Genomic DNA, 25,841 nt, shown 5'->3' with positions numbered 1-25,841 from the left:
TACGCCGGGCCGGGTGGGCCCGCCGTGCCTACGCCTGCGGCAGCGACTCGCCCTGCACCGCCTGGATGTCCAGCTCGACCCGGAGTGTGGTGCCGATCGCGGCGATGCCCGCCTGGACGACCTGGTTGTAGTTCATCGCGAAGTCCTCGCGGCGCAGTTCCGTCGTCGCCCGGAAGGCCGCGCGGGTGCCGCCCCACTGGTCGGGGCCGGTGCCCAGGTAGGCCAGGTCCAGGTCGACGGTGCGGACGACACCGCGCATGGTCAGCTCGCCGTGGATCGTCCAGCGGTCGGAGCCCGCGGCGGTCAGTCCCGTGGAGCGGTAGGTGATCTCCGGGTGGGTCTCGACGTCCAGGAAGTCGGCCGACCGCAGATGCGTGTCGCGCAGGGCGGTGCCCGTGTCGATGGACGCGGCACGGATGACGGCTTCGACACGGGACTTGGCCACATCGTCCGGGGCGATCTCGACGAGCCCGGAGAACTCCGTGAAACGGCCGCGCACGCTGGAGATGCCCAGATGCTGGGCGACCGCGCTCACGGCGGAGTGGGCCGGGTCGATGGTCCACGGTCCGGGCGGCGGCAGCTCGGTGCCGCCCTGCCGGGCCAGGGTCACGGTGCCGATCTCGGCCCGCCCGCTCGCCGTGACGATCGCGCTGGAGGCCGTGGGGGTGTACCCGACCGCGGTCACGATCACGGTGTACGCGCCCGGCGCCAGTGCGGTGGTGTCCCGGACGACCCCGTCCCCGTCGGCCGCGGCGCGCACCACCTGCGCCCCCGTCATATCGGTCACGGTGACGACCGCGTGCGAGACGGCCCATCCGTCCCGTGTGCGGACCCGTGCGGTCAGTGCCATCCTGTGGTCTCCTCCAAAGCTGTGAACGTCCCCCTGGAGGGAACGAGGAAACCGGCTCGTGGGGGCGCACCTTTGTTCAAGGCGCGCCCCCCACGGGCCGGGGTGCGCCTACTCGCCCGGGTGGGCCAGGGCGATGTCGTGGTCGTCGACGCCGTGGCCGTTCAGCGTGACCGTCGACGCCACCGGCGCATAGCCCGTCGCGATGACGGTGTACTCGCCGCTGTTCAGATCGGTGAAGGCGTACGCCCCGTCCTCGCCGGTGGTGGCCGTGCCGACCACATTGCCCGCCGCGTCCACCAGGGTCACGCGGGCGTCCGCGAGGGGACCCTGCGGGGCCCGTACGACTCCTCGGACCCGGGCGCCGGACTCGAGGTCCACCTCGATCCGGGTGACCCCGCCTGCGCCGATCTCGACGGGCAGGGCCCGCGGGCGGCGGCCGGCGGCGTTCACCGCGACGGTCACATCGCCCGGCACCAGCTCGGTGAAGGAGAACTCGCCCTGCTCACCGGTGGGGGAGGCGGCCAGCAGATCGCCGCGGACGTCCGTGACGATCACCATGGCGCCCTCGACCGGCAGCCCGCTCTCGGCGGCCCGGACCACACCGCTCAGACCGCTGGTGCCGCTGAGCAGGATGTCGTACGACAGCGCCTCCTCGTGCACCACGATCGTCGAGGCCTGCGGCTGATGGCCGTCGGCGGAGGCGATCAGGACGTAGCTGCCGGCGCCCGGCGCGTCCACCGCGTAGGAGCCGTCGGCCTGGGCGACCGACCGGCCCAGCTGCCGTCCGCCCAGCGAGATCAGGGTGACCGCGGCCCGTGCGACCGGTGCGCTCTCGGCGCCGCGGACGAAGCCGCGGACCGGGACGCCGCCGCCTGCACCGCCGGAGGACGGCGGGGCCACCGTGGCGAGGGCGGCCGGCTGCGGCGCGGCGGCGAGGGCCGCCGGGGCCTCCTCCGGCTCGGACCCGGCCGTCGCGGCCTGGGCCAGGGCGCCCTTCGTCCGCAGCGGCACCTCCTTGATGAACAGGGTGGTCACAAAGGCGAGGAACGCCATGCCGGAGGCGATCAGGAAGACATCGGCGATGCCATGGCCGTAGGCGCTCTCCATCACGGTGCGCAGCGGCACGGGCAGCTGGTTCATGTCCGGGATGGAGTCGCCCGAACCGGCGGCGAGGTGTGCGTACTTGGGGTCGAGGTCGGCGAGGCCGTCCTTGACGTAGTCGGTGATCCGGTGGGCCATGACCGCGCCGAGCGCGGAGACGCCCACCGCGCCGCCGAGGGACCGGAAGAAGGTGACCGTGGAGCTGGCCGAACCGAGGTCGGTGGGTGCCACCTGGTTCTGGGTGCACAGCACCAGGTTCTGCATCATCATGCCGATGCCGAGACCCAGCAGCGCCATGAAGACGGCCATCTTCCAGTACGCCGTGTCGTAGCGGATGGTGCCCAGCAGCCCCAGTCCGGCCGTGACGAGCACGCCACCGCTGACCAGCCAGGCCTTCCACTTGCCCGTCCTGCTGATGATCTGGCCGGAGACGGTGGAGGAGACGAACAGACCGCCGATCATCGGGATCGTCAGCACACCGGACATCGTCGGGGACTTGTCCCGCGCCAGCTGGAAGTACTGGGCGAAGAAGACCGTGCCGGTGAACATCGCGACGCCCACGAAGAGCGAGGCCAGCGACGACAGGGTGATGGTGCGGTTGCGGAACAGCCGCAGCGGGATGATCGGTTCGCTGGCCCTGGACTCGATGAAGAGGAAGACCGCGCCGAGGACGATCGCGCCGCCCACCATCGCGCAGGTCTGCCACGACAGCCAGTCGTACTTGTCTCCGGCGAAGGTGACCCAGACCAGCAGCAGGCTGACCGCGGCGGAGATGAAGAACGCGCCGGCCCAGTCGACCTTCACCTGGCGCTTCACGACGGGCAGATGGAGGGTCTTCTGCAGCACGATCAGCGCGATGACCGCGAAGGGCACGCCGACGTAGAAGCACCAGCGCCAGCCGAGCCAGGAGGTGTCGGTGATGACACCGCCGAGCAGCGGGCCGCCGACGGTGGCGACGGCGAAGGTGGCACCGAGGTAGCCGGAGTAACGGCCGCGTTCCCGGGGGGAGATCATCGCGGCCATGACGATCTGCGCCAGTGCGGACAGACCGCCGACGCCCACGCCCTGGACGACACGGCAGGCGATCAGCATGCCGGGGTTCTGCGACAGGCCGGCGGCCATCGAGCCCAGCACATAGATGATCAGCGCTATCTGGACGAGTGCCTTCTTGCTGTACAGGTCCGCGAGCTTGCCCCACAGCGGGGTGGTCGCGGTCATGGCCAGCAGCGAGGCGGTGACGACCCAGGTGTAGGCCGACTGGCCGCCGCCGAGGTCACCGATGATGTGCGGCAGAGCGTTGGAGACGATCGTGGAGGACAGGATCGCCACGAACATGCCGAGCAGCAGCCCGGAGAGGGCCTCCATGATCTGCCGGTGTGTCATCGGAGCGCCGTCCGGGGAGCCTCCCCCGTGCTTGGCGTGAGCCCGCACACCGGCTGGTGTGGTCGTTGCCATGGGCTTCCTTTTCTTATGTTCCCTGTGCGGGTGTACGGGTGTTCCGGTCAGCAACGGACGGGGGCGCGGACACGACGTGCGCGAGCCGGGGCGCGGAACGGCAGTCGCCGAAGTTCTCCCGCAGCCGGGTCAGGAGCCGGGTGAGATGGCCCAGGTCGTCGTCGGACCAGGTGCTCAGCCGCTCGGCCAGCAGTTCTGTGGTGCGCCGGGACAGTTCGTCGAGCTGGGCCCGGCCGGCGGTCGTCAGACGCAGGATGCGGGAGCGCTTGTCCGTCGGGTCGGGAGAGCGCATGATCCATCCGCGGTCCGCTGCGTGTGCGACATGACGGCTGGTGACCGACATGTCGACCGCGAGCAGCTCCGCGAGCTTGCTCATCCGCATGTCGCCATGACGGCCCAGCAGGGTCAGCGCGGCGGCGGAACCGCCCGGACAGCCGGGCGGCAGGATCCGCCCGAGGTCTCTCTTCACGGCACCGACGGCGCTGAGCTGACGTGCCAGTTCCTCGAACTGCGCCCGCTCGGCCATGACATCTCCCCGATTTGTTGCTTAGGGCAACCATAGAAAAGATTGGTTGCTGCAGGCAAACTAACTGGGGCGTCCGGCGCTAAAAAGTTTGCAAAGGCAAGTATTGGCGAATGTAAACCCGCAGGTGGGAGTGGATCCGCGAGGCGTGGGGCGGGACCGGATGAAGGGGCGGGGCCCCTCCGGTGTTCGAATAGTGTTCGTCCGGTCGAGGAGGGTGTGAAGGCCTCACCCCCACTTGGGCGGCCCCCATGGATTCGCTAGGGTCCTGGGCCATGGCTAACACCCAGGGCCCCCAGGGCAACCACGACCCCGCCGGCAGCACGCAGATGTTCCGTGCGTTCGTCGACGAGTCGCCGCAGGGCGAGCAGACGGCGTCCGCCTCGTCCGGGCCTCGCGTCGGTCTGATCCTCGGCGTCGTCGTCGCCGTGGTGATCGTCGTCGCGGTCGCCTGGCTCGCGCTGAAGTAACCGACGTCACAGGGCAGGACGGGCCCTCTCCCTCTGGACGAACACGTCCCGCGTCTCTGTGCGCATGCCCCGCGGCATCGCCCCGAGTCGACGCACATCGTCCAGTTCAACTTCACCGGGCCGGCCGGTCGCGCCGGGTCGTGCGACGACCGTCGAGGAGCCGGTACGGCGCCTCGACGGCCTTGCGAACGCATCCCCCGGGACCTCGCGCGCCGGGGTGCGGCCGGCACGCCGTCGACGCGGAACCCCCGCCGGGCGGACCGGCCGCCCCCGGCCGCCCGTCGGGGATCCCGTACGGGTCAGTCCGAGATCAGGCCCTCCCGCAGCTGCGCCAGGGTGCGGGTGAGCAGCCGGGAGACATGCATCTGTGAGATGCCGACCTCGTCGCCGATCTGCGACTGCGTCATGTTGGCGAAGAAGCGCAGCATGATGATCCGCCGCTCGCGGGGCGGGAGTTTGGCCAGCAGCGGCTTGAGGGACTCGCGGTACTCCACGCCCTCCAGGGCCGAGTCCTCGTAGCCGAGGCGGTCCGCGAGGGAGCCCTCGCCGCCGTCGTCCTCGGGGGCCGGGGAGTCCAGCGAGGAGGCCGTGTACGCGTTGCCGACGGCCAGCCCGTCGACCACGTCCTCCTCCGACACCCCGAGCGCGGTGGCGAGTTCGGTGACCGTCGGCGAGCGGTCCAGCTTCTGCGAGAGCTCGTCGCTGGCCTTGGTGAGGGCCAGCCGCAGCTCCTGGAGGCGGCGCGGCACCCGCACCGACCACGAGGTGTCCCGGAAGAACCGCTTGATCTCGCCGACGACGGTCGGCATCGCGAACGTCGGGAATTCCACGCCCCGTTCGCAGTCGAAGCGGTCGATCGCCTTGATCAGGCCGATCGTGCCGACCTGGACGATGTCCTCCATCGGCTCGTTGCGGCTGCGGAAGCGCGCGGCTGCGTAGCGCACCAGCGGGAGGTTCAGCTCGATGAGCGTGTCCCGGACGTAGGCACGCTCCGGGCTGTTGTCGTCGAGTGCGGCGAGCCGCAGGAAGAGGGAGCGGGACAGGGTGCGGGTGTCGATGGCCTCGGAGGACGGAAGGTCCTGGGCCTCGGGGGCCGGAAGGGTCTCGGCACCCGGGAGGTCCTGAGGGGCCTGAAGGTCCTGGAGCACGTCGGTCGCGGAGTCGCTCGGCATGAGCGTGAGCACCTTCGAGCTGCCCTGTTCTGCGGACATGCCACCCCCTTTGGGTCGCGGGACGGTCGCGGCGGACGCTCCCGTCGGAGGAACGCAGCCTCCACCTGCATACCGGCGGCGAGGCTGCGGCAAACGCGCTTCCGGAAGAATGTCACATGTCGTCAACACGCTGTAGTGACATGTCGACATGCGAAACGTGAATGCGCCCTGGCAGGAAGGGTTCTGAGGGATCTTCAGCAAAAAACCGCAGGGAACAGGCCCCGGGCGGGTTTCGCCCTCCCGGGCTACGCGTCGATTCTGTTTGCGGATCGCAATCGCGCGAAGCTCCTGGCGAGGAGCCTTGACACATGCATCTGGGAGACTCCCAGTTCGGCGCTGATCTGGGACTGGGTCAGATTGCTGTAGTAGCGCAGCAGCAGGATCCGCTGCTCCCGCTCGGGCAGCTGCACGAGCAGATGCCGGACCAGGTCGCGGTGCTCGACCCCGTCGAGTGCGGGGTCCTCGTAGCCCAGCCGGTCGAGCAGGCCCGGCAGTCCGTCGCCCTCCTGGGCGGCCTCCAGCGAGGTGGCGTGATAGGAGCGGCCCGCCTCGATACAGGAGGTCACCTCCTCCTCCGTGATCCGCAGCCGCTCCGCGATCTCGGCCGTGGTGGGGGAGCGTCCGTAGGCCGTCGTCAGGTCCTCGGTCGCGCTGTTGACCTGCACCCACAGCTCGTGCAGCCGGCGCGGGACGTGGACCGTGCGGACGTTGTCCCGGAAGTACCGCTTGATCTCGCCGACGACGGTCGGCATCGCGAAGGTCGGGAACTGCACGCCCCGCTCCGGGTCGAAGCGGTCGATGGCGTTGATCAGGCCGATGGTGCCGACCTGGACGACGTCCTCCATGGGCTCGTTGCGGGAGCGGAAACGGGCGGCCGCGTAGCGCACCAGTGGGAGGTTCGCCTCGATGAGCGCCCCGCGCACGCGGTGGTGCTCGGGGGTGCCCGGCTCCAGCTCCTTGAGCTCGGCGAAGAGCATCTGGGTGAGCGCCCGGGTGTCGGCGCCGCGGCGCTTGTGCGCGGCGGTCTGGGCGGATTCCTGGGGGTCGTCGGGGGCCGTGGCGGTTTCCTGGGGCCGGCCGGGGGCGGGGGCGGGAGCCTCGTCCTGGGGTGGCGCGGTACTGGCCGACACGGTCAACGCCACCTCTTCATCCGTCCACATCCATGAAGTTCACTGTCAAAAGCGGTCATAGCATCACAAGAAATGGACATGGTGCGCAAGCACCGCATAACGCCGTGTTGGAGAAGGAATTCGGCCACATCAGCAGGAAAGCCCCCCACCGGTCCGGTGGGGGGCTCTGCGGGCGGTGTCGCCCGGAATGGGTGGGCGGTGTCGCTCAGATTTCGTAGTCGGCGATCACCCAAGTGGCGAATTCGCGCCACAGGGCGACGCCCGCCTGGTGCGCCGGGTGCTCCAGGTAGCTCCGCAGCGCGTCCTTGTTGTCCACCGCCGAGTTGATCGCGAAGTCATAGGCGATGGGCCGGTCGCTGATGTTCCAGGCGCACTCCCAGGAGCGCAGCTCGTCGATCACGTCGCCCAGCGCCTCGAAGGCGCGTACGCCCTCCATGACGCGCGGGTCGTCGCGCTGGACGCCCTCGTTGAGCTTGAAGAGGACCAGGTGCCGGATCACGGGCGCTCCCAGGGGTGACAGGGGTACGACGACGGCGGCCGCGCGGCCCAGGGGGCCTCAGCCGGCCCCGTCGGCGACCCATGTCATGAACTGGCCGATGGCCTGGGCGCCGCTGGAGATGCCCTCGAACCCTATCTGGACGTATCCGGCGGCCCCGGCGGGGTCGGTGATGATCACATAGAACACGAAGACCACGATCGCGTAGAGCACGATCTTCTTTGCCGATGCCGCCACGGCGGCCTCCCCCGTCTCCTCCGCCCCGCGGGGCCACGTTCGCCGCCGGTGAGTCTAACCCGGCCAGCTGTTCGGGTGTCGCAAAAGATCGCGGATCGGTCCGGCTTCGTCAGGACCGTCCGTATCGGGCGCGCGGAGACCGCCTTAGGGACCAATGGCCCCGGGAACAGGGCCGTTTGCCGTACCTTCCCGGTGCTCGGGGACAGCAGGATGTGAGGTGTCCACCGGATCTGGCAGGAGGCCGGTGGACGGGAACCGGACCCCACTGCGGGGTCCGCGGCGTGGTCTTTTTCCTGGGACGCGGCGCGGGCTTGGGGCCCGTTTCCTCAGCGGGGGAAGCGGCTGAATCCCCCGAAGCCGTTTCCCCCGTCCTCCGAGGGCGGGTGGAGGCCCCGGCGCCTCGCGTGCGCCGGGGCCTCACCACGTTCGGGTGTGGGAGGGCCGAGGCGCCTGCGGGGGCCGTACACGGGGTCCTTCAGGGCGCCCGTGTGAACGCGCCCGGGTCGGCCGGACGCCCGCACCAACTGCCCCGGGCCGCCGGACATCGCGCGAACCGGCCGCCGGACGCCCGCGTGGATGTCCTGCCGCGCCCGCACGGAAGCCCCGGCCCCGTCGACGGTGCGCCACCCCGCCGGCGCCGCTGACAGCACGAAGGGCCCCAGTCTCATGACGGGGCCCTTCTTCAGCGGTAGCGGAGGGATTTGAACCCTCGGTGACTTGCGCCACACTCGCTTTCGAGGCGAGCTCCTTCGGCCGCTCGGACACGCTACCGAGAGAGACCCTACCCCACCCGGGGCCGTGGTCTGAAATCCGTTTCCGGGGGCCACCGGGAGCCCGTCTCAGCGGTCGCGGAAGAAGTCCGTGAGCAGCCGGGCGCACTCGTCCGCGAGCACCCCGCCGATGACCTCGGGGCGGTGGTTGAGGCGCCGGTCGCGCACCAGGTCCCACAGCGACCCGACCGCGCCGGCCTTCTCGTCGCGCGCGCCGTAGACCAGCCGCTCCACCCGGGACTGCTGCACCGCGCCCGCGCACATCGTGCAGGGCTCCAGGGTGACGACGAGGGTGCAGCCGGGCAGCCGCCACTCGCCGAGCGCCGCCGCGGCCCGGCGGAGCGCGAGGATCTCCGCGTGGGCCGAGGGGTCGCCGGTCGCCTCGCGCTCGTTGTGACCGGTGGCGAGCACCGAGCCGTCCGCGGACAGCACGACGGCGCCGACCGGGACGTCACCGCCCTCGGCCGCCCGGCCGGCCTCGTCCAGGGCGAGCCGCATCGCGGCCCGCCAGGGATCGCGCACCGGATCGGCGGCCGGGGCGGTCGCGCCTGCCTGGGTTCCCTCCTCGGTCATGCCGTGCGCCTAACGGACGGTCTCCAGGACTTCCGAGGCGCCCAGGGCCTCCGCGATCGAGCCGAGCGCGTCCGAGGCCTCCAGGGCGCGCAACTCCTTCTCGCCGACCCCGAGGTCGTCGATGATCTCGCTGTCGCCCACGGGGCCGTGCGGTACGGCGGCGTCCGTCCCGGGACCGTCCTCGTCGTCGGGCTCGGGTTCACCGTCCTCCGTGCCGTCGAGGTCGAGGGAGTCCAGGTCGTCGGTGTCGTCGCCGGGCTCCCTTCCGAGCAGTTCGTCGGTGAGCAGGATCTCGCCGTAGGAGCTGCGGGCCGCGGCGGCGGCGTCCGAGACGTAGATACGAGGGTCGTCCTCGCCTTCCACGCGGACGACGCCGAACCACGTGTCCTCCTGCTCGATGAGTACGAGCACCGTGTCCTCCTCGACGGAGGCGTCACGGGCCAGGTCGGTCAGATCCGACAGGGTTTCCACATCGTCGAGCTCTGTGTCGCTCGCTTCCCACCCGTCTTCGGTGCGCGCGAGCAGTGCGGCGAAGTACACCGTGACTCTCCCACTGGTCTTAAGGCGTGCCGGTTGGCGGTCCCCCCGGCGGAGGTTGTGGGCGGGGAGTGCTTCTCCGAGCCCCGCCCACTCGGAATCGTGGCAGAAACAAGGCGTTCAGGGGACGTCTTCGGCTCCCTGTGTCTGGCCGTTTCGGCCCTGGCTACTCCGATCAGAGTGGACCACTCACCAGCGCACTCGTTGCCGCCACGAGCGGGATCGTACGCGGCCCGGGGCCGTGTGGCCGCACGGCCACCCCCATGGCGGCCGCGTCGCTACCAGCGGAAGGTGCGCATGCGCAGGGCGTGACGCAGCCGTGCGGCCTTGGCACGGCGGGGCTGCACGCGGTCGCGCAGCTCACGCGCCTCGGCGCGTTCACGCAGGAACCTGGCCCTGCGCCGCATGCGCTCGGCGTCCGTCTCCTGCGCTTCGGATTTCTCGGGGGACTCCCGGTCGGGCATCGGCACACCACCCCAGTCGCGTTCTTCCCACTTTCCCTCCGATGGCGGGATCGACGCCACGGACGATGGCGGGATCCGTGCCATGGACGGGGGCGGACCGGGACGAGGAGCGGCCCGCCGGGCGGGGTGGTGCGCGCCGGAGCAGGGGGGCGCGGCGGGCGCTCGGGGCCCGGCTACTGTTGAGGACATGCGTCTCCACGTCGTCGACCACCCCTTGGTCGCCCACAAGCTCACCACGCTGCGCGACCGGCGTACCGATTCGGCCACCTTCCGTCGGCTCGCCGACGAGCTCGTCACCCTGCTCGCCTATGAGGCCACGCGGGACGTGCGCACCGAAGAGGTCGACGTCGAGACCCCGGTCGCCACGACCTCCGGCGTCAAGCTCGCCCGTCCGCGTCCCTTGGTGGTGCCGATCCTGCGGGCCGGCCTCGGCATGCTGGACGGCATGGTCCGGCTGCTGCCGACCGCCGAGGTGGGCTTCCTGGGCATGATCCGCAACGAGGAGACGCTGCAGGCCTCCACCTATGCCTCGCGGATGCCGGAGGACCTCTCGGGGCGTCAGGTGTACGTCCTGGACCCGATGCTCGCGACCGGCGGAACGCTGGTCGCGGCGATCCAGGAGCTGATCAAGCGCGGTGCGGACGATGTGACGGCCGTGGTGCTGCTCGCCGCCCCGGAGGGCGTCGAGGTGGTGGAGCGCGAGCTGGCGGGCACCCCGGTCACGGTGGTGACGGCCGCGGTCGACGAGCGCCTCAACGAGCTCGGCTACATCGTCCCGGGCCTGGGCGACGCGGGCGACCGGCTCTACGGGGCCGCGGAGTAGTCCGCGGGGCGAAGATGTACGCGGCGGGGTGCGGTTCCCGGAAGGGGACCGCACCCCGCCGTCGTTCTCGGCTCCGGGGCGGGACCGGTGGCCTCAGCAGCCCTTCCCGGCGGCCTTGTCCGTGGACGCGGAGGGGGCCGGGTGGGTCAGCGCCGCCAGCGCCTTGTCCGCGTCCGGCTTGCTCGCCAGCGAGGTGAACTTGTCGCCCAGGATCAGGTCGACGGTGGTGCCGGTGCGGGCGGGTTGGGCGCGCTTCTCGAGGGCTCCGGTGAGCTGGGCGCCCAGGACGGGCAGCGAGGTGTCGGCGGAGGCCTTGGGGCCGAGCAGGAGCGCGACACCCTTGACCTTCTTGTCGAACTCCTCGGTCGCGTTGCCCACATCACCGATGTGGAAGCCCCGCTTCTCCAGCTCGTCCGCGGTGTCCTTGGCGAGGCCGCTGCGGGGCGTGGCGTTGAGGACGTTCACGGTGATCTGCCTGGGGGCGGGCAGGGACTTGGCGACCGGCGCGGGCGAGGCGCCCGCCCTCTTGGCGCAGTTCGCCTTGGCGGATGCCGTCGTCCCGCCCTTGCCGCCGGTGAAGACGTCGATGAGCTGCAGCGCCCCCCAGCCGATCAGTCCGAGGACGGCCACGGAGGCGGCGACGGCGAACACCAGCCTGCCGCGGCGCGGGGGCCGGCGCATCCGTGGGTACTTGTCCCCCGTGATCCGGTACTGGCCACCCATGCCGGGGGGAGTCAGCATGCTCATGAGGCGCAGCGTAGTGGCCCGGGACGGCAATGCCTACTAGATGATCATTGGATGCCCCCCACTCCAACCCGAAAGGGTCAAAGGGGGCCCGAGCGCGGGCCCGTTGCCGGGGGAGGAGTACGGGACCGCCCGGGTGAGCCGTGTCCGGGGCGGGCGGAACGGGGTGGTGGCGCCCGGGTGTCAGTCGAGTTCGAGCACGCGTGCGTGCAGGACCTGCCGCTGCTGGAGCGCCGCGCGCACCGCGCGGTGGAGGCCGTCCTCCAGATACAGATCGCCCCGCCACTTCACGACATGCGCGAAGAGGTCGCCGTAGAAGGTGGAGTCCTCGGCGAGCAGGGTCTCCAGGTCGAGCTGCTGCTTGGTCGTCACCAGCTGATCGAGGCGGACCGGGCGCGGCGCGACGTCCGCCCACTGCCGGGTGCTCTCCCGGCCGTGGTCGGGGTACGGCCGGCCGTTTCCGATGCGCTTGAAGATCACACGGAAAGCCTACCGGCCAAGACGTTCGGGGCGCAGCCATGGCGCCGGAGTACGACAGGGGGAGAGAGGGGAAAAGGGGCGGTGAACGGGGGCAAAACGGGAGAGGGGGCGGGGAGGGAGGACGGCAGCGAGCGGGCGCCGGTGTGCGCCGGGGCTCGCCGGAGGTCATCTCCCTGCGGGCGATGCGCCGTTCGTCGTGCCGGTCGCGGCCCTGTGCGCCCGGGGTGGCCGGCGGGTGCGGTTGCGGCGTCGCTCACACCGTGCGCGGGATCTGCTGCTGGGCATGGCCGTGCAGCCGGATCGCCGTGATGATCTCGATGACGCCGACCACCAGCAGCCACCATCCGGCGACCCAGGTGAGGAGCGCGATCGAGGTGAACGGCGAGACGATCAGCACGACGCCGGCGACGAAGGTGACGACGCCGAGGAAGATCTGCCAGGCGCGGGCGGGCATCCCCGGGTCATGGGCGGCGGCCATGGCCTGGGTGACGCCGCGGATCAGCCAGCCGATGCCGATCCACAGTGCGAGCAGCAGGATCGACTCCAGGGGGCCGCGGAAGCAGAACAGTCCCAGCAGGATCGACAGGGTGCCGCTGATGAAGGCCAGGACGCGCAGCGCGGTGGTCTTGTGGGTGCCGAAGGCGGCGGCCAGCTGGAGCACGCCGCTGACGATGAGATAGAGGCCGAAGAGGATCCCGGCGACGAGCAGGGACGGGCCCGGCCACACCAGGAGCACGATCCCCAGGACCAGGGACGCGAGGCCGGTGAGCAGGACGACCTGCCAGGCGGTGCGGGAGAGCGCGTGCAGCACCCCCTCGAAGGGGGGTTCGACCCCGTACGGCGACGAGGCCGGCGCGTGCGGGTCGCGGGTGGCGTGGACATGGCGGTCGTCGTATGCGGAGCCATGGGGCGGACGGTCCGGTATGTCGGTCATGTTCCATGCTTGGACCGCCTTCCGGGCTTCCGCCACCTCGGTCGTCCGACCGGCTGACGTCCCGGCACCCCACCGCGGTCCCGCCCCATCTGTGTGCTTCGCCTATGATTCCGGAGAAAGTTAGGCAAGGCTAACCTAAAATCGAAAGGGTCCGGGATGACCGCCGAGATCTACCGGGACGCCTGGGGCATCCCGCATCTGAGAGCGGCCGACGCGCTCGCCCTCGCCCGTGCCCAGGGTCGGGTCACCGCCCTGGACCGGGCCTGGCAGCTGGAGGTCGAGCGGCACCGTGCCCAGGGCACCTCGGCCTCCTTCCTCGGTGCGTCCGCGTCCGCCTGGGACGTCTTCGCCCGACGGGCCGGGATCGCCGACACGGCCGGGCGCTGTTTCGCCGCGCTTAAGGAACGGGACCCCGAGACGGCCGACTGGCTGCGCGCCTACGCCGACGGGGTGGAGGACGGGCTGGGGGAGGGTGCCCGGCGTGCCCCCGAGTTCGCCGAGACCGGTCTGGTGCCCGGCCGCTGGGAGCCCTGGCACCCGCTCGCCGTCTGGCTCTCCACCCACATCCTGTTCGCGGGCTTCCCGGCCAAGCTCTGGCGCGAGGAGGCCGTACGGCATCTGGGTGAGGACGCCGTGGGCCTCTTCGCCACCGACGGGCCGGGCACCTCGGGCAGCAACGGCTGGCTCCTCACCGGCGAGCGCACGGTCACCGGGCAGGCCGTCGTCGCCGGCGACCCCCACCGTTTCATCGAGGAACCCGGCGTCTACCAGCAGATCCGTCTCGCTTGCCCGGAGTTCGACGTCATCGGTCTCGCGGTGCCGGGCGTCCCGGGCATCGCCCACTTCGGCCACACCGGACCGGTCGCCTGGGCGATCACCAACGCCATGGCCGACTACCAGGACCTCTACCGCGAGCGGCTGCGGCGCACGGCGGACGGCGGGGTCGAGGCCCTGGATCCCGACGGGGAGTGGCGTGCCGCCGTCCGGCGGGTGGAGACGGTCGAGGTCGCCGGGGCCGATCCGGTCGAGGTGGAGGTGATCGAGACGGCCAGGGGCCCGGTCGTCATCGGCGGTCCGGACGATCCGGGTGGCTTCGGCCCCGTCTCCCTCCGCCAGCCGCCCCGGGTCACCGGGGACCTCGGCTTCGGCGCCCTGCTGCCGCTGCTGCGCGCCCGGAGCGTCGCCGATGTGGACCGGGCGCTGGACCGGTGGGCCGAGCCCGTCAACGTGGTGCTGGCGGCGGACGTCCACGGCGGGGTGCTCCACCGGGTCGCGGGCCGGGTGCCGGTGCGCGGTGAGGCCGGCCGGACGCGGCTCGTTCCCGCCTGGGAGCCCGGCCACGAGTGGCGGGGGTGGCACGAGATGCCCCGGGGAGACATCGACAACGGCATCGCGGTGATGGCCAACCAGCGCGGCCCGGCCACCCCCCTCGGCGTGGAGTTCGCCCCCGAGCACCGGGCCGCCCGCATCCGTGAGCTGCTGGAGCGCAAGGCCCGGTGGTCCGCCCGGGAGATGCCGGCCGTCCACCGCGACACCCATCTCGCCTCCGCCGCCCCGCTGCTGGACCGCCTCGCCGCCCTCGACGGCCTCACCCCGGGGGCCGGCGCCCTGCGCGACCGTCTGCTGGGCTGGGACCGGCGCATGGACGCCGACAGCACCCGGGCGGCCGCGTACGCGGCGGTGCGCGGCGCGGTCGTCCGGCGGCTCGCGGAGCACCCCGCCTTCGCCGCCCTGGCCGTCCCGCCCGCGTGCCCTGAGGTCTTTCAGCCCTGGCTCGCGCTGCTCCCCCGGATCGGCTTCGCGCTCGAACACCTGCTGGCCGCCGAGGAGTTGTACGGCATCGATCGCGCCGCGACCGTGCGGGAGGCCGTCGAGGAGGTCGCCGCGAACCCGCCGCGGGGCACCTGGGGCGACACCCACCGGCTGGCCCCCTGGAGGGCGCTCCCGGGCACGCGCGGTGACGAGCCCGGTCTGTCCGGCGACCATGACTGCGTGCTGTGCACCTCCGCCGTTCCCGGTCTGACCGATCTGAGCGCGCGTGGCCCGGCCGCCCGCTACGTCTGGGACCTGGCCCGGCGCGACGACAGCCTCTGGGTGGTCCCCCTCGGCGCCGACGGGGTCCCGGGCTCGCCCCATCACCGCGACCAACTCCCCCTGTGGACCAGGGGGGAACTGGTCCCGGTGGTCACCGACTGGAACCTTCTGACCGCGGAGACACCCTTGCCCCCCGACCCCTACGCCGCCCGTGAGGCCGTCCACGAACAGCTGATCGACGGCTTCGGCACGGTCCGCGTCCTTCCCCTGGACCCGGAGACGGACGCGGACGTCCTGCATGCCTGGGTGAGCGAGGAACGCGCCTCCTTCTGGGGCATGAACGGGCTGACCGCGCAGCAGGTGGCCGAGGTCTACGGCCATATGGTCACGCTCGACACCCATCACGCCTTTCTCGCGGTCAGGGACGGCGCACCGGTCGCACTGCTGCAGACCTATGAGCCGGAGGCCGACCGGGTCGGCGAGTGCTACCCGGTGGAGCCCGGGGACATCGGCCTCCACCTCCTGCTCGCACCCGCCGGCCCGGGAGGCCCGCGCCCCGGCTGGACGGCGGCCCTGCTGACCGCCTTCACCTCCTACCTTCTGGGCGGCCTCGGCCGGCGGCGGATCGTCGTGGACCCCGACGAGCGCAACGAGAAGGCCGTCGCCCGCTTTCTGCGCCAGGGCTTCGCCCCCGGTCCGGCCGTCGTGCTGCCCGAGGTCGATCTGCCGGACGTGTATCTGCCCGAGAAGCGCGCCCGGCTGGCCTTCCTCACCCGGGAGGAGACCGCCGACAGCCCCTGACAGCCCTGTCCTCCCGGTGTTCCCCGGCCCCGACGCCCGCTTTCGGCAACCGGCGCTCCCCGGCCGCCCCGGCGGGGCGCGGCGCGGCCATCATGGCGGGACGGGTGTACGGACGGCCCGTGCCGCCCCCGTGCTGAGCGCGGAGCACGCCGGGTCCGTACGTAACCGGGACCCGGGGGACAACACGCCGATACGGGAGACATGACGTGAGCGCAGGACGCAGGGGCGGGAGCGGACGGGGGGCGTTCGGGCGCGAAGGGCGGCCGCTGCGGCTGGTGTTCGTGCTCTTCGCCGTGCTGTCGGCGCTTCTCGTGGGCGCCGGTCCCGCCTCCGCGCACGCCGTGCTGAAGAGCTCCGACCCGGTGGACGGCACCGTGCTCAAGACCTCGCCGGAGGCGATCACCCTCGCGTTCTCCGAGTCGGTCGGTCTGCTGGAGAACTCCATCCGGGTGTTCGACCCGGGCAACCGCCGGGTCCACACCGGCAGGCAGCAACACGCGGACGGCCGGGCGAACACCGCGCACATCACGCTCCCCGACCTCGAGCAGGGCACCTACATCGTGGCGTGGCGTGTGGTCTCGGCGGACAGCCACCCGGCGTCCGGCGCCCTCACGTTCTCCGTCGGCAAGCCCTCCGCGACGACCGCGGTGCTGCCCGCCGACACCGTCCAGGACACCGCGTCCACGCTGCTCCACGACCTCACCCGCTATCTCGCCTACGGCGGCCTGGCCCTGCTGCTCGGGGCCGCGGTGTTCGCGGCGGTGACCGGTACCCCCGCGGCCCGCGGCCTGGTCGTGGGCGGCTGGTGGACGCTGGGCGCCGCCACGCTCGCGCAACTGCTGCTCCGGGGCCCCTACGAGCGCGGCAGCGGCCTGGGGACGGTGTTCGACCTGTCGGTCCTGCGGGAGACGGCGACGAGTCGCCCGGGGCTCGCGCTGCTGGCACGGCTTGCGGTGCTGATCGTGGCGGCGCCGGTCGCGGCGCGGGCGGGGCTGGTGCCCGCGCGGGACGAGGAGGCCGCGCGGGGCGGGGCACGCACGGACGGCGACCGGGGCGCGGGCGGCCCGCTGCGGTGGGCCACGGCGGGCGCGGGGACCCTCGCCCTGGCCCTCACCTGGGCGGTGGCCGAACACGCGTCCGTGGGCATCCAGGTCCCGCTGGCGATGACCTCGGCGGTGCTGCATCTGCTCGCCATGGCGGTGTGGCTGGGCGGACTGACGGCGCTGCTCACCGCGCTGTACCGGGCGCCCGAGGAGCTTCCGGCCGCCGCGGTCGCCCGTTTCTCGCGGCTGGCCTTCGCCGCGGTCGCCGTCCTGGTCGTCACCGGGGTCTACCAGTCCTGGCGCGGCCTCGGCCCGCTCGACTCGCTGACCTCCACGCCCTACGGCAGGCTGCTGACCGTCAAGGTGATCGCCGTGGTCCTGATGCTGGTCGCGGCGGCCTTCTCCCGCCGCTGGACGGCACGGCTCGCGGCGCCGCAGGCGGAAGGCACCGCGCTTGTGGCGCCGGAGCGGGCGCCGGAGCGGGAAGCGGTGGCCGCGGCGGCGGGACGCACGGGGGGCGCCCCGCGGGGCGGCGCCCCGGAGGACATCGGCGGGGAGACCGGGGCGGACACCGCGCCGGGGGACCGCGCCCCGGAGACCGGACGCACGGAATCCGCACCGAGCGGGCCTGCCACGGACGCCCCCGGCGCCCCCGATGCCGTGGACGACCCCGACGCCCGCGATGCCGCGGACGGCGCGGAAGATTCCGACGACCCCGGCGTGCACCGGCGGGCCCTGCGCCGCTCGGTGCAGGCGGAGATCACCATCGGGATCGTGGTGCTGGTGATCACCACGCTGCTGACCGGCACCCAGCCGGGCCGTGCGACGGCCGAGGAGGCGGCCGCGCGGACCGCGGCCGAACAGCCCCTCGGCTCCACCACGGTGATCCCCTTCGACGTGGGCACGTCCGGAGGGCACGGCACGGTGCAGATCGAGCTGACGCCGAGCCGGGTCGGCGAGAACCAGGTCCAGGCGGTGGTCTACGGCCCCGACGACGGCATCGTGACCGTCCCCGAACTGCGCCTGACCTTCTCGCTCGACGACCGGGACATCGGTCCCCTGGACGCCAAGGTCCAGGACCGGGGCGGCTATTGGGTCGCCGATGCGCTCAACCTGCCGCTGCCGGGGACCTGGACGATCAGGGCGACGGTCCGCACCTCCGACATCGATCAGGCCACCGTGTCGAAAACCGTGCGGATCGGCTGACGGGCGCCCACCGGCGGATCACCGCCCCCTGGCGCCGGACGGGACGGCCTGCGGCGGCGCTGAGCTGACGATGCGTCAGACAGGTGCCGCCCTCCGGTGACCTGCGTCGATGCGATGTCCGTCAGGGGAAGGCGATTTCGGCGGCTGACGGGCTGTCAGTGAAGTGGATCAAGGGGCTCCGGGTCACGTTTCGAAAACGGCCGACGGCGCCCTTGACGTATGACCTGACATGCGAGTCTTATGACGCCCACGATGTTCGGTCGAGTTGGTTTCTGGTGGATTCTGGCCTGCTCTCTCGCAGGGCCATCTGTGACCGACCCCTGCCCCTCCAGGAGCCGTCATGCAGCGCACTCCCCCCGCGTCCTCCGTTCCCGGCCCGAGCCGCCGCTCCCTGCTGCGTGGAGCCGGTGGCGCCGTCGTCCTCGCGGGCGCGGGCACCACCCTGTTGAGCGCCTGCGGGGGCAGCGGCGGATCGTCGGACCCCAAGACCCTCACCCTCGGTTCCAACGCCTCGGACGCCGTGCCGAAGGCCGCGTTCGCCGAGATCTACACGGCCTTCAAGAAGCAGTCCGGGATCACGGTCCGGGTGAACACCAAGGACCACAACACCTTCCAGGAGCAGATCAACTCCTATCTCCAGGGCACGCCGGACGATGTGTTCACCTGGTTCGCCGGCTACCGCATGCAGTTCTTCGCCGCGAAGAAGCTGGCCACCCCCATAGACGACGTATGGCAGTCGGTCGGCGGCAACTTCCCCGACGCCATGAAGGCGTTGAGCAAGGGGGAGGACGGCCGGTACTACTTCATGCCGCTGTACACCTACCCCTGGGCGGTCTTCTACCGGAAGAGCGTCTTCCAGCAGCACGGGTACGAAGTCCCCACCACCTGGGACGCGTTCGTCGCCCTGTGCGGGCGGATGAAGAAGGACGGGCTGATCCCGATCGCCTTCGGCGACAAGGACGCCTGGCCTGCCCTCGGCACCTTCGACCAGCTCAACTTCCGTACCAACGGCTATGACTTCCACGCCGAGTTGATGGCGGGCAAGGCGTCCTGGACCGACGCCAGGGTGCGCAGGGCCTTCGACCACTGGGCCGAGATCCTCCCCTACCACCAGGACGGTGCCATCGGGCGCACCTGGCAGGACGCCGCGCAGTCCCTGGTGGCGAAGAAGGCCGGCATGTATGTGTTCGGCTCCTTCGTGGCCCAGCAGTTCACCGACAAGTCGGACCTGGACGACCTCGACTTCTTCGCCTTCCCCGAGATCGACCCGTCCCACGGCCAGGACACCGTCGAGGCGCCCACCGACGGCTTCATGGTCAGCAAGTCCCCCAAGAACCACGACGCCGCGATCAGGCTCCTGAAGTATCTGGGCACCCCGGAGGCCGAGCAGATCTATCTGAAGTCCGACCCGAGCATGGTCGCCGTCTCCAGCAAGGCGGACACCTCCTCCTACAGCGCGCTGCAGAAGAAGGCGTACGACATGATCTCCGGCGCCCGGCATCTGACCCAGTTCATGGACCGTGACAGCCGGCCCGACTTCACCTCCACGGTGATGCAGCCCGCGCTGCAGACGTTCGTCCGCGACCCCAAGGGCGTCGACGGGCTGCTCTCGTCCATCGAGCGCCAGAAGAAGACGATCTTCGCCTCCTCATGAGCACCGAGACCGGCACCCGTACCCCGGAGGCGGCCGCCGAGCCGCCTCCGGCCGGCGCGTCCGCGAAGGAGCGCGCCCCGCAGGGACACCGCCGCCTGCTCACCCGCCGCGACCGGCTGATCCTGGGCCTGATGGCGGGCGTTCCCACCCTTGTGCACCTCGCCCTGGTGTGGGTCGCGGCGCTCGCCTCCATCGCGCTGGCCTTCACCACCTGGGACGGCATCGGCTTCGGGTCGATCACCTGGGTCGGGCTGGACAACTTCAGGCAGCTCTTCACCGACAACCCGCAGTTCTGGCCCGCCGTCCAGCACAACGTCGTCTGGTTCGTCGTGCTGATCCTGATCCCCACCCCGCTCGGCCTCTTCCTGGCCGTGCAGCTGGACAAGAGGATCCGGTTCAGCAGGGTCTACCAGACGGCCTTCTTCCTGCCCGTCGTGGTGTCCTTCGCGGTCATCGGGTTCGTCTGGCAGCTCGTCTACAACCCCGACACGGGGCTGATCAACAGCCTGATCGGGGCCAATGAGCCCGGCCACTACATCGACTGGATCGGCGACCCGGACCTCAACCTCTGGGCCGTGCTGATCGCCGCCTCCTGGCGCCACACCGGCTACATGATGATCCTCTATCTGGCCGGTCTCAAGGGCGTCGACCCGTCGCTGCGCGAGGCCTCGGCCCTGGACGGCGCCAACGAGTGGCAGACGTTCCGGCACGTCATCTTCCCGACGCTGCGGCCCACCAACACCATCGTCCTGGTGGTGACGATCATCGAGTCGCTGCGCGCCTTCGACCTGGTCTTCGTCTTCAACGGCGGAGCCCATGGCACCGAACTGCTGTCGATCCTGGTGACCGACAACATCATCGGGGAGTCCAGCCGCATCGGATACGGCTCGGCGATCGCGGTGGTCCTGCTGCTGATCTCGCTCGGCGTGATCATCCCCTATCTGGTCAGCACCTTCCGGAAGGAGCGCCGATCGTGAGCGCCCCCACCGCCGCGACCGCCCCCATCGCCTCCACCGCCGCGTCCGCCCCGCGGCGAAGGCGTCCGCCCGTCCGTCCCGCCCGGGTGCTGCTGCATCTGTTCCTCGCGGGCACGGCGCTGGCCTGGCTCGCACCGCTGCTGTGGGCGGTCTACGCGGCCCTGCGGCCGTACGGGGAGACCAGCACCAAGGGCTATGTCTCCTGGCCGGACAGGCTGAGCCTCGGCAACTTCAGCGACGCCTTCACCCAGTCCGAGATGCCGCACTACTTCGGCAACACCCTGCTGATCGCCGTACCCGCGGTGCTGCTGACGCTGTTCCTGTCGTCCTGTGTCGCCTTCTACGCCAGCCGCTTCGACTTCCGCCTCAATCTGGCCCTGCTGCTGGTCTTCACCGCGGGCAATCTGCTGCCGCAGCAGGTCATCATCACCCCGCTGTACCGGCTGTATCTGCTGGTGGACCTGCCGGGCATCACGGCCAGCGGCAAGCTGTACGACTCCGCGCTCGGGCTGGTCCTGATCCATGTGGCGTTCCAGTCCGGCTTCTGTGTCTTCGTGCTGAGCAACTACATGCGCATGCTGCCGCACGAGCTGACCGAGGCCGCGCTGGTCGACGGCGCCTCGGTGTGGCGGATGTACTGGCAGATCGTGCTGCCGCTGTGCCGCCCCGCGATGGCGGCGCTGGCCACCCTGCTGTCCATCTGGATCTACAACGACTTCTTCTGGGCGATCGTCCTGATCTCCACCGGCGAGAACATGCCGATCACCTCGGCCCTGAAGAACCTGTCGGGGCAGTACTTCACCGACCCCAACCTGGTCGCCGCGGGCGCCCTGCTCACCGCGATCCCGACGCTGATCGTGTACTTCGCGCTGCAGCGTCAGTTCGTCAGCGGTCTGACCCTGGGGGCCAGCAAGGGCTGATCCGACCCCTGCCCGGGGACCGTCCACGCCCACCGCTCGGCCTCTGCGCCCTGCGGGTGTCCGCGCGGCCCGGCGGCCGGCCGGTGTCCGCGGGGAGCCGGTCCACCAGAATCATGGCCACGTCGTCCGTGAGACGGTCCCCGGTGTACCGGATCAGCCGCTGGTGCAGCTGTTGCAGGAACTTCCGCGGGGTGCGGGCGTGCACTCTCTCCACGGCCTCGGTCAGCGGGAAGAACTCGTCGGCGCGGTTGCGGGCCTCCACCACGCCGTCGGTGTAGAGGAGCAGACGGTCACCGGGCAGAAACTCATGGCTCTCCGTCACGGCGGGCGGCCCGGTCATGAAGTCCTCGAGGCCGAGGGGCGGCAGCGGGGTCGCGGGGCTCAGGGCATGGGCCTTGCCGGCGCGCAGCACCAGCGGGGGCGGATGGCCGCGGTTGGCCAGCTGGACCACGCATCCGCCCGGGATCTGGGCCACCAGCACGGTCACAAAACACTCCGCCTGGTCCTCCTCGTGACCGGCGGCCGCACACTCCCGGCGCAGGGCGGCCGCACAGTGGTCGATGATCTCCGCCAGATCGTGCTCGTAGTGCGCGGTCTCCCGGAACGCGCCCAGCACGGCCGCGGCCACCCGCACCGCGGGCAGCCCCTTGCCGCGGACATCACCCACGATCATCCGCACCCCGAACCGCGTCTGTACGGCCTCGTACAGATCACCGCCGATCTGGGCCCCCGCCTCGGCCGCGTGGTAGAGACTCGCGGCGCGCACCGGGCCCAGACGGTCGCACACGGGCCGCAGCAGGACCTCCTGGGCCGTCCGGGAGACCCGGCGGATCTGGTTGAGCTCGCGGTCTCTGCGGGTCTGAGCGACGTTGCTGATCGCGACGCACGCGACCGACACCAGCAGCAGACCGGCAAGGTCGGAGTAGACATGCAGTTCGCCCCATCGGTCGTGCACGGTGGCACCCGCGACGTTCACGCCCAGGGCCCCGGTCGCCGCGAGAAGCGTGCCGAGGGGGCCCGTGGTCAGCGCGGCCAGCGGCGGCATCGCGGCGAGGAGGGGGCCGGTGTACATGAAGCGCACGGGTGACATCTCGATGCCCAGCCCGACCAGCACCACCACGAACGGCAGGCATTGCTCGACCCCGAGCAGTGTCCGGACCCGGCCGTCCGCGCCTGCCCGAGGAGATGAGCGGAAGAGCGACCGCATGGGACCAGAGTCCCAGGCCACTCCGCGATCTTCCACCTGCGAGCCCGCCGTCCGTGGTCGCGTGGTCACCCGGTGCGACGACGAGGCCGTACGGGTGCGATGTGGCGGAGGACACCGGATCCGGTCAGGATCGAAGAAGCGCCGGCCTGTGGGGCGCTCCTAGCCTGGCCGTCATGAGCCTCAGCATTCACACCACGTTTCTGCCTCACACCGACCCGGACGCCTCCCTGGCCTTCTACCGTGACGTCCTCGGCTTCGAGGTCCGCAACGACGTCGCCCACGGCGGGATGCGCTGGATCACGGTCGGCCCCGTCGACCAGCCCGGCACGTCCATCGTCCTGGAGCCGCCGGCCCTCGCCCCCGATCTCACCGACGACGAGCGCCGCTGTATCGCGGACATGGTGGCCAAGGGCGCCTACGCCCGTGTCATCCTGGCCACCGACGACCTGGACGGCACCTTCGAGCGGCTGCGGGCCGCCGGCGCCGTCGTCGCCCAGGAGCCGACCGATCAGCCGTACGGGGTGCGTGACTGCGCCTTCCGCGACCCCGCGGGCAACCTGATCCGCGTCAACGAGGTTCGCTGAACCCTTCGACGGCCGGGCCGTGCCGTCCTGCGACCGGGCCGTGGAGCTCCCCTGCGGGGCTCCACGGCCCGGCCGTCGGACGGCGGGCCGACGACGGAGAACCGGACGTTACGCTCGAAGCCGGTCAGATCGAGTCGGGCGACGCGCCGACGGAGACCGGGAGAGCAGCCCCGCCCGACAGCCCCTACCGATGGAGACAGGATGAGCATGGCCCCGAGCACGGAGACGCAGGCGTCCGCGCCGCACATCGCCGACAGCCACGAGGTGATCCGTGTGCACGGCGCGCGCGAGAACAACCTCAAGGACGTCAGCATCGAGATCCCCAAGCGCCGGCTCACGGTGTTCACCGGTGTCTCAGGGTCGGGCAAGAGCTCGCTGGTCTTCAACACGATCGCCGCGGAGTCCCAGCGGCTGATCAACGAGACCTACAGCGCCTTCATACAAGGCTTCATGCCCACGCTGGCCCGTCCCGAGGTCGACGTGCTCGAGGGGCTGACCACCGCGATCGTCGTCGACCAGCAGCGGATGGGCGCCGATCCCCGTTCCACGGTCGGCACCGCCACCGACGCCAACGCGATGCTGCGCATCCTCTTCAGCCGGCTCGGCACCCCGCACATCGGGCCGCCCAGCGCCTATGCCTTCAACGTCCCCTCGGTCCGGGCGAGCGGCGCGATGACCGTGGAGCGCGGCACCGCCACGGCCAAGAAGGTGACGTACTCCCGCACCGGCGGCATGTGTCCGCGCTGCGAGGGCCGCGGCGCGGTCTCCGACATCGACCTCGCCCAGCTCTTCGACGACTCCAAGTCGCTCGCCGAGGGCGCGATCACCGTCCCCGGCTACAAGGGCGGCGGCTGGAACTCCCGCCTCTACCTCGAGTCGGGCTTCTTCGACCCGGAGAAGCCGGTCCGCAGGTTCACCAAGAGGGAACTGCACGACTTCCTGCACCGCGAGCCGACCCGGATGAAGATCGCGGGCATCAACATGACCTATGAAGGGCTGATCCCGCGGGTCCAGAAGTCGATGCTCTCCAAGGACAAGGAGGCGCTGCAGCCGCACATCCGGGAGTTCGTGGACCGGGCGGTCACCTTCACCACCTGCCCCGAGTGCGACGGCACCCGGCTGAGCGAGGGGGCCAGGGCGTCGAAGATCGAGGGGATCAGCATCGGCGACGCCTGCGCGATGCAGATCAGCGATCTGGCCGCATGGATCCGCGGCCTCGACGAGCCGTTGGTGGCACCGCTGCTCACCACGCTGCAGCACAGCCTCGACTCGTTCGTGGAGATCGGTCTCGGCTATCTCTCGCTCGACCGGCCGGCGGGCACGCTGTCGGGCGGCGAGGCGCAGCGCGTCAAGATGATCCGCCACCTCGGCTCCTCGCTCACCGACACCACCTATGTCTTCGACGAGCCCACCACCGGTCTGCACCCCCATGACATCCAGCGGATGAACGAACTGCTGCTGCGGCTGCGGGACAAGGGCAACACGGTGCTCGTCGTGGAGCACAAGCCCGAGATGATCGCGATCGCCGACCATGTGGTCGACCTCGGGCCCGGTGCCGGCACGGGGGGCGGCAGCGTCTGCTTCGAGGGCACCGTCGAGGCGCTGCGGTCCGCCGACACCCTCACCGGCCGTCATCTCGACGACCGTGCCGCCCTCAGGAAGACGGTGCGCAAGCCCACCGGGGCGCTGAAGGTCCGCGGCGCGACGGAGCACAACCTGCGCGACATCGACGTCGACATCCCGCTCGGGGTGCTGGTCGTGGTGACCGGGGTCGCCGGTTCCGGCAAGAGCTCGCTGGTGCACGGGGCACTGCCCCGGCAGCAGGGGGCCGCCGACGCGGGGGTGGTCTCGGTCGACCAGAGCGCGATCCGCGGCTCCCGGCGCAGCAACCCGGCGACGTACACCGGGCTGCTCGACCCGATCCGCAAGGCCTTCGCGAAGATCAACGGTGTGAAGCCGGCGCTGTTCAGCGCCAACTCCGAGGGCGCCTGCCTCAACTGCAACGGCGCCGGTGTCATCTACACCGACCTGGCGATGATGGCCGGCGTGGCCACCCCCTGCGAGGAGTGCGAGGGGAAGCGGTTCCAGGCCTCGGTGCTGGAGTACCGCCTCGGCGGTCGTGACATCAGCGAGGTGCTGGCGATGTCGGTGACCGAGGCGGAGGAGTTCTTCGGCGCCGGTGAGGCGCGTACGCCGGCCGCGCACCGCATCCTCGGCAGGCTCGCCGACGTCGGGCTCGGCTATCTCAGCCTCGGCCAGCCGCTGACCACCCTGTCCGGAGGCGAGCGACAGCGGCTCAAGCTGGCGACCCATATGGCCGAGAAGGGCGGGGTCTACGTCCTCGACGAGCCGACCGCCGGCCTCCACCTCGCCGACGTCGACCATCTGCTCGGCCTGCTCGACCGGCTGGTGGACTCCGGCAAGTCGGTCGTCGTCGTCGAGCACCACCAGGCGGTCATGGCGCACGCCGACTGGATCATCGACCTCGGCCCCGGCGCCGGCCACGACGGCGGCCGGATCGTCTTCGAGGGCACCCCCGCCGACCTCGTCACCACCCGCGCCACCCTCACCGGGGAGCACCTCGCGGCCTACGTCGGTTCCTGAGCGGGCCCCGGCC

Annotated in this window: 23 protein-coding genes and 1 tRNA gene; 9 read left to right on the top strand and 15 right to left on the bottom strand. The window is 71.2% G+C overall.

Annotation, left to right across the window (positions count from 1 at the left end):
• Positions 1-28: 28 nt before the first annotated feature.
• The 3 genes from CP978_RS16855 to CP978_RS16845 all read right to left on the bottom strand — a co-directional run bounded on the left by CP978_RS16855 (position 29) and on the right by CP978_RS16845 (position 3,932).
• Positions 29-850, bottom strand: a complete 822-nt coding sequence (locus CP978_RS16855; protein WP_043441806.1) for a YceI family protein — start codon at positions 848-850, stop codon at positions 29-31.
• A gap of 108 nt (positions 851-958) precedes the next feature.
• Positions 959-3,334, bottom strand: coding sequence for an MFS transporter (locus tag CP978_RS16850; protein ID WP_150478391.1), 2,376 nt, complete (start codon positions 3,332-3,334; stop codon positions 959-961).
• Positions 3,335-3,419: 85 nt separating this feature from the next.
• On the bottom strand, positions 3,420-3,932 hold the full coding sequence (locus CP978_RS16845) for a MarR family winged helix-turn-helix transcriptional regulator (protein WP_043441799.1): 513 nt from the start codon (positions 3,930-3,932) through the stop codon (positions 3,420-3,422).
• Positions 3,933-4,204: 272 nt separating this feature from the next.
• Between CP978_RS16845 and CP978_RS16840 the strand changes: the two genes are divergently transcribed.
• Positions 4,205-4,399, top strand: coding sequence for a hypothetical protein (locus CP978_RS16840; protein WP_043441797.1), 195 nt, complete (start codon positions 4,205-4,207; stop codon positions 4,397-4,399).
• Positions 4,400-4,698: 299 nt separating this feature from the next.
• On the opposite strand, the gene CP978_RS16835 is transcribed toward CP978_RS16840, so the two are convergent.
• The 8 genes from CP978_RS16835 to CP978_RS16805 all read right to left on the bottom strand — a co-directional run bounded on the left by CP978_RS16835 (position 4,699) and on the right by CP978_RS16805 (position 9,817).
• Positions 4,699-5,610, bottom strand: a complete 912-nt coding sequence (locus tag CP978_RS16835; RefSeq protein ID WP_043441795.1) for an RNA polymerase sigma factor SigF — start codon at positions 5,608-5,610, stop codon at positions 4,699-4,701.
• A 245-nt stretch (positions 5,611-5,855) separates the two neighbouring features.
• The gene (locus tag CP978_RS16830) at positions 5,856-6,746 is read right to left on the bottom strand and encodes an RNA polymerase sigma factor SigF (RefSeq protein WP_376697992.1); all 891 of its coding nucleotides are present in this window, start codon (positions 6,744-6,746) and stop codon (positions 5,856-5,858) included.
• Between the two features lie 199 nt (positions 6,747-6,945).
• On the bottom strand, positions 6,946-7,239 hold the full coding sequence (locus CP978_RS16825) for a Dabb family protein (RefSeq protein WP_043441789.1): 294 nt from the start codon (positions 7,237-7,239) through the stop codon (positions 6,946-6,948).
• 57 nt (positions 7,240-7,296) lie between these two features.
• Positions 7,297-7,473 carry a hypothetical protein gene (locus CP978_RS34910; protein ID WP_043441788.1) on the bottom strand — a complete coding sequence of 59 codons (177 nt, stop codon included), beginning with the start codon at positions 7,471-7,473 and terminating at the stop codon, positions 7,297-7,299.
• A gap of 686 nt (positions 7,474-8,159) precedes the next feature.
• Positions 8,160-8,244: transfer RNA gene (locus CP978_RS16820), tRNA-Ser, on the bottom strand.
• A gap of 68 nt (positions 8,245-8,312) precedes the next feature.
• Entirely contained in the window at positions 8,313-8,816 is a 504-nt protein-coding gene (gene tadA, locus CP978_RS16815; protein ID WP_052454151.1) for a tRNA adenosine(34) deaminase TadA, read from the bottom strand.
• 9 nt (positions 8,817-8,825) lie between these two features.
• Complete coding sequence (locus tag CP978_RS16810; RefSeq protein WP_043441786.1) at positions 8,826-9,356, bottom strand: tRNA adenosine deaminase-associated protein; 531 nt, start codon at positions 9,354-9,356, stop codon at positions 8,826-8,828.
• Between the two features lie 275 nt (positions 9,357-9,631).
• Positions 9,632-9,817: a hypothetical protein gene (locus tag CP978_RS16805; RefSeq protein ID WP_043441784.1), complete on the bottom strand. Its 186-nt coding sequence runs from the start codon at positions 9,815-9,817 to the stop codon at positions 9,632-9,634.
• Between the two features lie 187 nt (positions 9,818-10,004).
• Between CP978_RS16805 and upp the strand changes: the two genes are divergently transcribed.
• Positions 10,005-10,640: a uracil phosphoribosyltransferase gene (gene upp, locus CP978_RS16800; protein ID WP_043441781.1), complete on the top strand. Its 636-nt coding sequence runs from the start codon at positions 10,005-10,007 to the stop codon at positions 10,638-10,640.
• Positions 10,641-10,733: 93 nt separating this feature from the next.
• Here the strand turns inward: upp and CP978_RS16795 are convergent, their stop codons facing one another.
• The 3 genes from CP978_RS16795 to CP978_RS16785 form a co-directional block, all read right to left on the bottom strand.
• Positions 10,734-11,387, bottom strand: coding sequence for a LytR C-terminal domain-containing protein (locus tag CP978_RS16795; RefSeq protein WP_227745392.1), 654 nt, complete (start codon positions 11,385-11,387; stop codon positions 10,734-10,736).
• A gap of 180 nt (positions 11,388-11,567) precedes the next feature.
• Positions 11,568-11,864: a type II toxin-antitoxin system VapB family antitoxin gene (locus CP978_RS16790; RefSeq protein WP_004929488.1), complete on the bottom strand. Its 297-nt coding sequence runs from the start codon at positions 11,862-11,864 to the stop codon at positions 11,568-11,570.
• A gap of 253 nt (positions 11,865-12,117) precedes the next feature.
• Complete coding sequence (locus tag CP978_RS16785) at positions 12,118-12,798, bottom strand: HdeD family acid-resistance protein (protein ID WP_043441775.1); 681 nt, start codon at positions 12,796-12,798, stop codon at positions 12,118-12,120.
• 156 nt (positions 12,799-12,954) lie between these two features.
• Between CP978_RS16785 and CP978_RS16780 the strand changes: the two genes are divergently transcribed.
• From CP978_RS16780 to CP978_RS16760, 5 genes are all read left to right on the top strand, one after another.
• Entirely contained in the window at positions 12,955-15,633 is a 2,679-nt protein-coding gene (locus CP978_RS16780) for a GNAT family N-acetyltransferase (protein ID WP_043441773.1), read from the top strand.
• Between the two features lie 206 nt (positions 15,634-15,839).
• Positions 15,840-17,882 carry a copper resistance CopC/CopD family protein gene (locus tag CP978_RS16775; RefSeq protein WP_249044198.1) on the top strand — a complete coding sequence of 681 codons (2,043 nt, stop codon included), beginning with the start codon at positions 15,840-15,842 and terminating at the stop codon, positions 17,880-17,882.
• A gap of 340 nt (positions 17,883-18,222) precedes the next feature.
• Positions 18,223-19,536, top strand: coding sequence for an ABC transporter substrate-binding protein (locus CP978_RS16770; protein ID WP_043441769.1), 1,314 nt, complete (start codon positions 18,223-18,225; stop codon positions 19,534-19,536).
• Complete coding sequence (locus CP978_RS16765; RefSeq protein ID WP_043441767.1) at positions 19,533-20,513, top strand: carbohydrate ABC transporter permease; 981 nt, start codon at positions 19,533-19,535, stop codon at positions 20,511-20,513. The genes CP978_RS16770 and CP978_RS16765 overlap by 4 nt, the downstream gene beginning before the upstream one ends.
• 26 nt (positions 20,514-20,539) lie before the next feature.
• Positions 20,540-21,433 carry a carbohydrate ABC transporter permease gene (locus tag CP978_RS16760; RefSeq protein ID WP_043448780.1) on the top strand — a complete coding sequence of 298 codons (894 nt, stop codon included), beginning with the start codon at positions 20,540-20,542 and terminating at the stop codon, positions 21,431-21,433.
• Here CP978_RS16760 and CP978_RS16755 read toward each other — a convergent pair.
• Positions 21,399-22,640: a PP2C family protein-serine/threonine phosphatase gene (locus tag CP978_RS16755; protein WP_063839060.1), complete on the bottom strand. Its 1,242-nt coding sequence runs from the start codon at positions 22,638-22,640 to the stop codon at positions 21,399-21,401. The two genes, CP978_RS16760 and CP978_RS16755, sit on opposite strands and share 35 nt — an antisense overlap.
• A 173-nt stretch (positions 22,641-22,813) precedes the next feature.
• On the opposite strand from CP978_RS16755, the gene CP978_RS16750 reads away from it, so the two are divergent.
• The gene (locus tag CP978_RS16750; RefSeq protein ID WP_043441764.1) at positions 22,814-23,224 is read left to right on the top strand and encodes a VOC family protein; all 411 of its coding nucleotides are present in this window, start codon (positions 22,814-22,816) and stop codon (positions 23,222-23,224) included.
• Positions 23,225-23,425: 201 nt separating this feature from the next.
• Positions 23,426-25,828 (top strand): ATP-binding cassette domain-containing protein, encoded by a 2,403-nt coding sequence (locus tag CP978_RS16745; protein ID WP_043441761.1) that lies wholly within the window; start codon positions 23,426-23,428, stop codon positions 25,826-25,828.
• The last annotated feature ends 13 nt before the right edge of the window (positions 25,829-25,841 follow it).

This window comes from Streptomyces nodosus, assembly GCF_008704995.1.
Classification (GTDB): Bacteria; Actinomycetota; Actinomycetes; order Streptomycetales; family Streptomycetaceae; genus Streptomyces; species Streptomyces nodosus.
This window is presented reverse-complemented; position numbering and strand designations above follow the sequence as displayed.

What these genes read in the sequence shown, in the direction of transcription:
- CP978_RS16855 (WP_043441806.1), bottom strand. Translation starts at nt 850, where the DNA reads ATGGCACTGACCGCACGGGTCCGCACACGGGACGGATGGGCCGTCTCG.
- CP978_RS16850 (WP_150478391.1), bottom strand. Translation starts at nt 3,334, where the DNA reads ATGACACACCGGCAGATCATGGAGGCCCTCTCCGGGCTGCTGCTCGGC.
- CP978_RS16845 (WP_043441799.1), bottom strand. Translation starts at nt 3,932, where the DNA reads ATGGCCGAGCGGGCGCAGTTCGAGGAACTGGCACGTCAGCTCAGCGCC.
- CP978_RS16840 (WP_043441797.1), top strand. Translation starts at nt 4,205, where the DNA reads ATGGCTAACACCCAGGGCCCCCAGGGCAACCACGACCCCGCCGGCAGC.
- CP978_RS16835 (WP_043441795.1), bottom strand. Translation starts at nt 5,610, where the DNA reads ATGTCCGCAGAACAGGGCAGCTCGAAGGTGCTCACGCTCATGCCGAGC.
- tadA (WP_052454151.1), bottom strand. Translation starts at nt 8,816, where the DNA reads ATGACCGAGGAGGGAACCCAGGCAGGCGCGACCGCCCCGGCCGCCGAT.
- CP978_RS16805 (WP_043441784.1), bottom strand. Translation starts at nt 9,817, where the DNA reads ATGCCCGACCGGGAGTCCCCCGAGAAATCCGAAGCGCAGGAGACGGAC.
- upp (WP_043441781.1), top strand. Translation starts at nt 10,005, where the DNA reads ATGCGTCTCCACGTCGTCGACCACCCCTTGGTCGCCCACAAGCTCACC.
- CP978_RS16795 (WP_227745392.1), bottom strand. Translation starts at nt 11,387, where the DNA reads ATGAGCATGCTGACTCCCCCCGGCATGGGTGGCCAGTACCGGATCACG.
- CP978_RS16785 (WP_043441775.1), bottom strand. Translation starts at nt 12,798, where the DNA reads ATGACCGACATACCGGACCGTCCGCCCCATGGCTCCGCATACGACGAC.
- CP978_RS16780 (WP_043441773.1), top strand. Translation starts at nt 12,955, where the DNA reads ATGACCGCCGAGATCTACCGGGACGCCTGGGGCATCCCGCATCTGAGA.
- CP978_RS16770 (WP_043441769.1), top strand. Translation starts at nt 18,223, where the DNA reads ATGCAGCGCACTCCCCCCGCGTCCTCCGTTCCCGGCCCGAGCCGCCGC.
- CP978_RS16765 (WP_043441767.1), top strand. Translation starts at nt 19,533, where the DNA reads ATGAGCACCGAGACCGGCACCCGTACCCCGGAGGCGGCCGCCGAGCCG.
- CP978_RS16755 (WP_063839060.1), bottom strand. Translation starts at nt 22,640, where the DNA reads ATGCGGTCGCTCTTCCGCTCATCTCCTCGGGCAGGCGCGGACGGCCGG.
- CP978_RS16750 (WP_043441764.1), top strand. Translation starts at nt 22,814, where the DNA reads ATGAGCCTCAGCATTCACACCACGTTTCTGCCTCACACCGACCCGGAC.
- CP978_RS16745 (WP_043441761.1), top strand. Translation starts at nt 23,426, where the DNA reads ATGAGCATGGCCCCGAGCACGGAGACGCAGGCGTCCGCGCCGCACATC.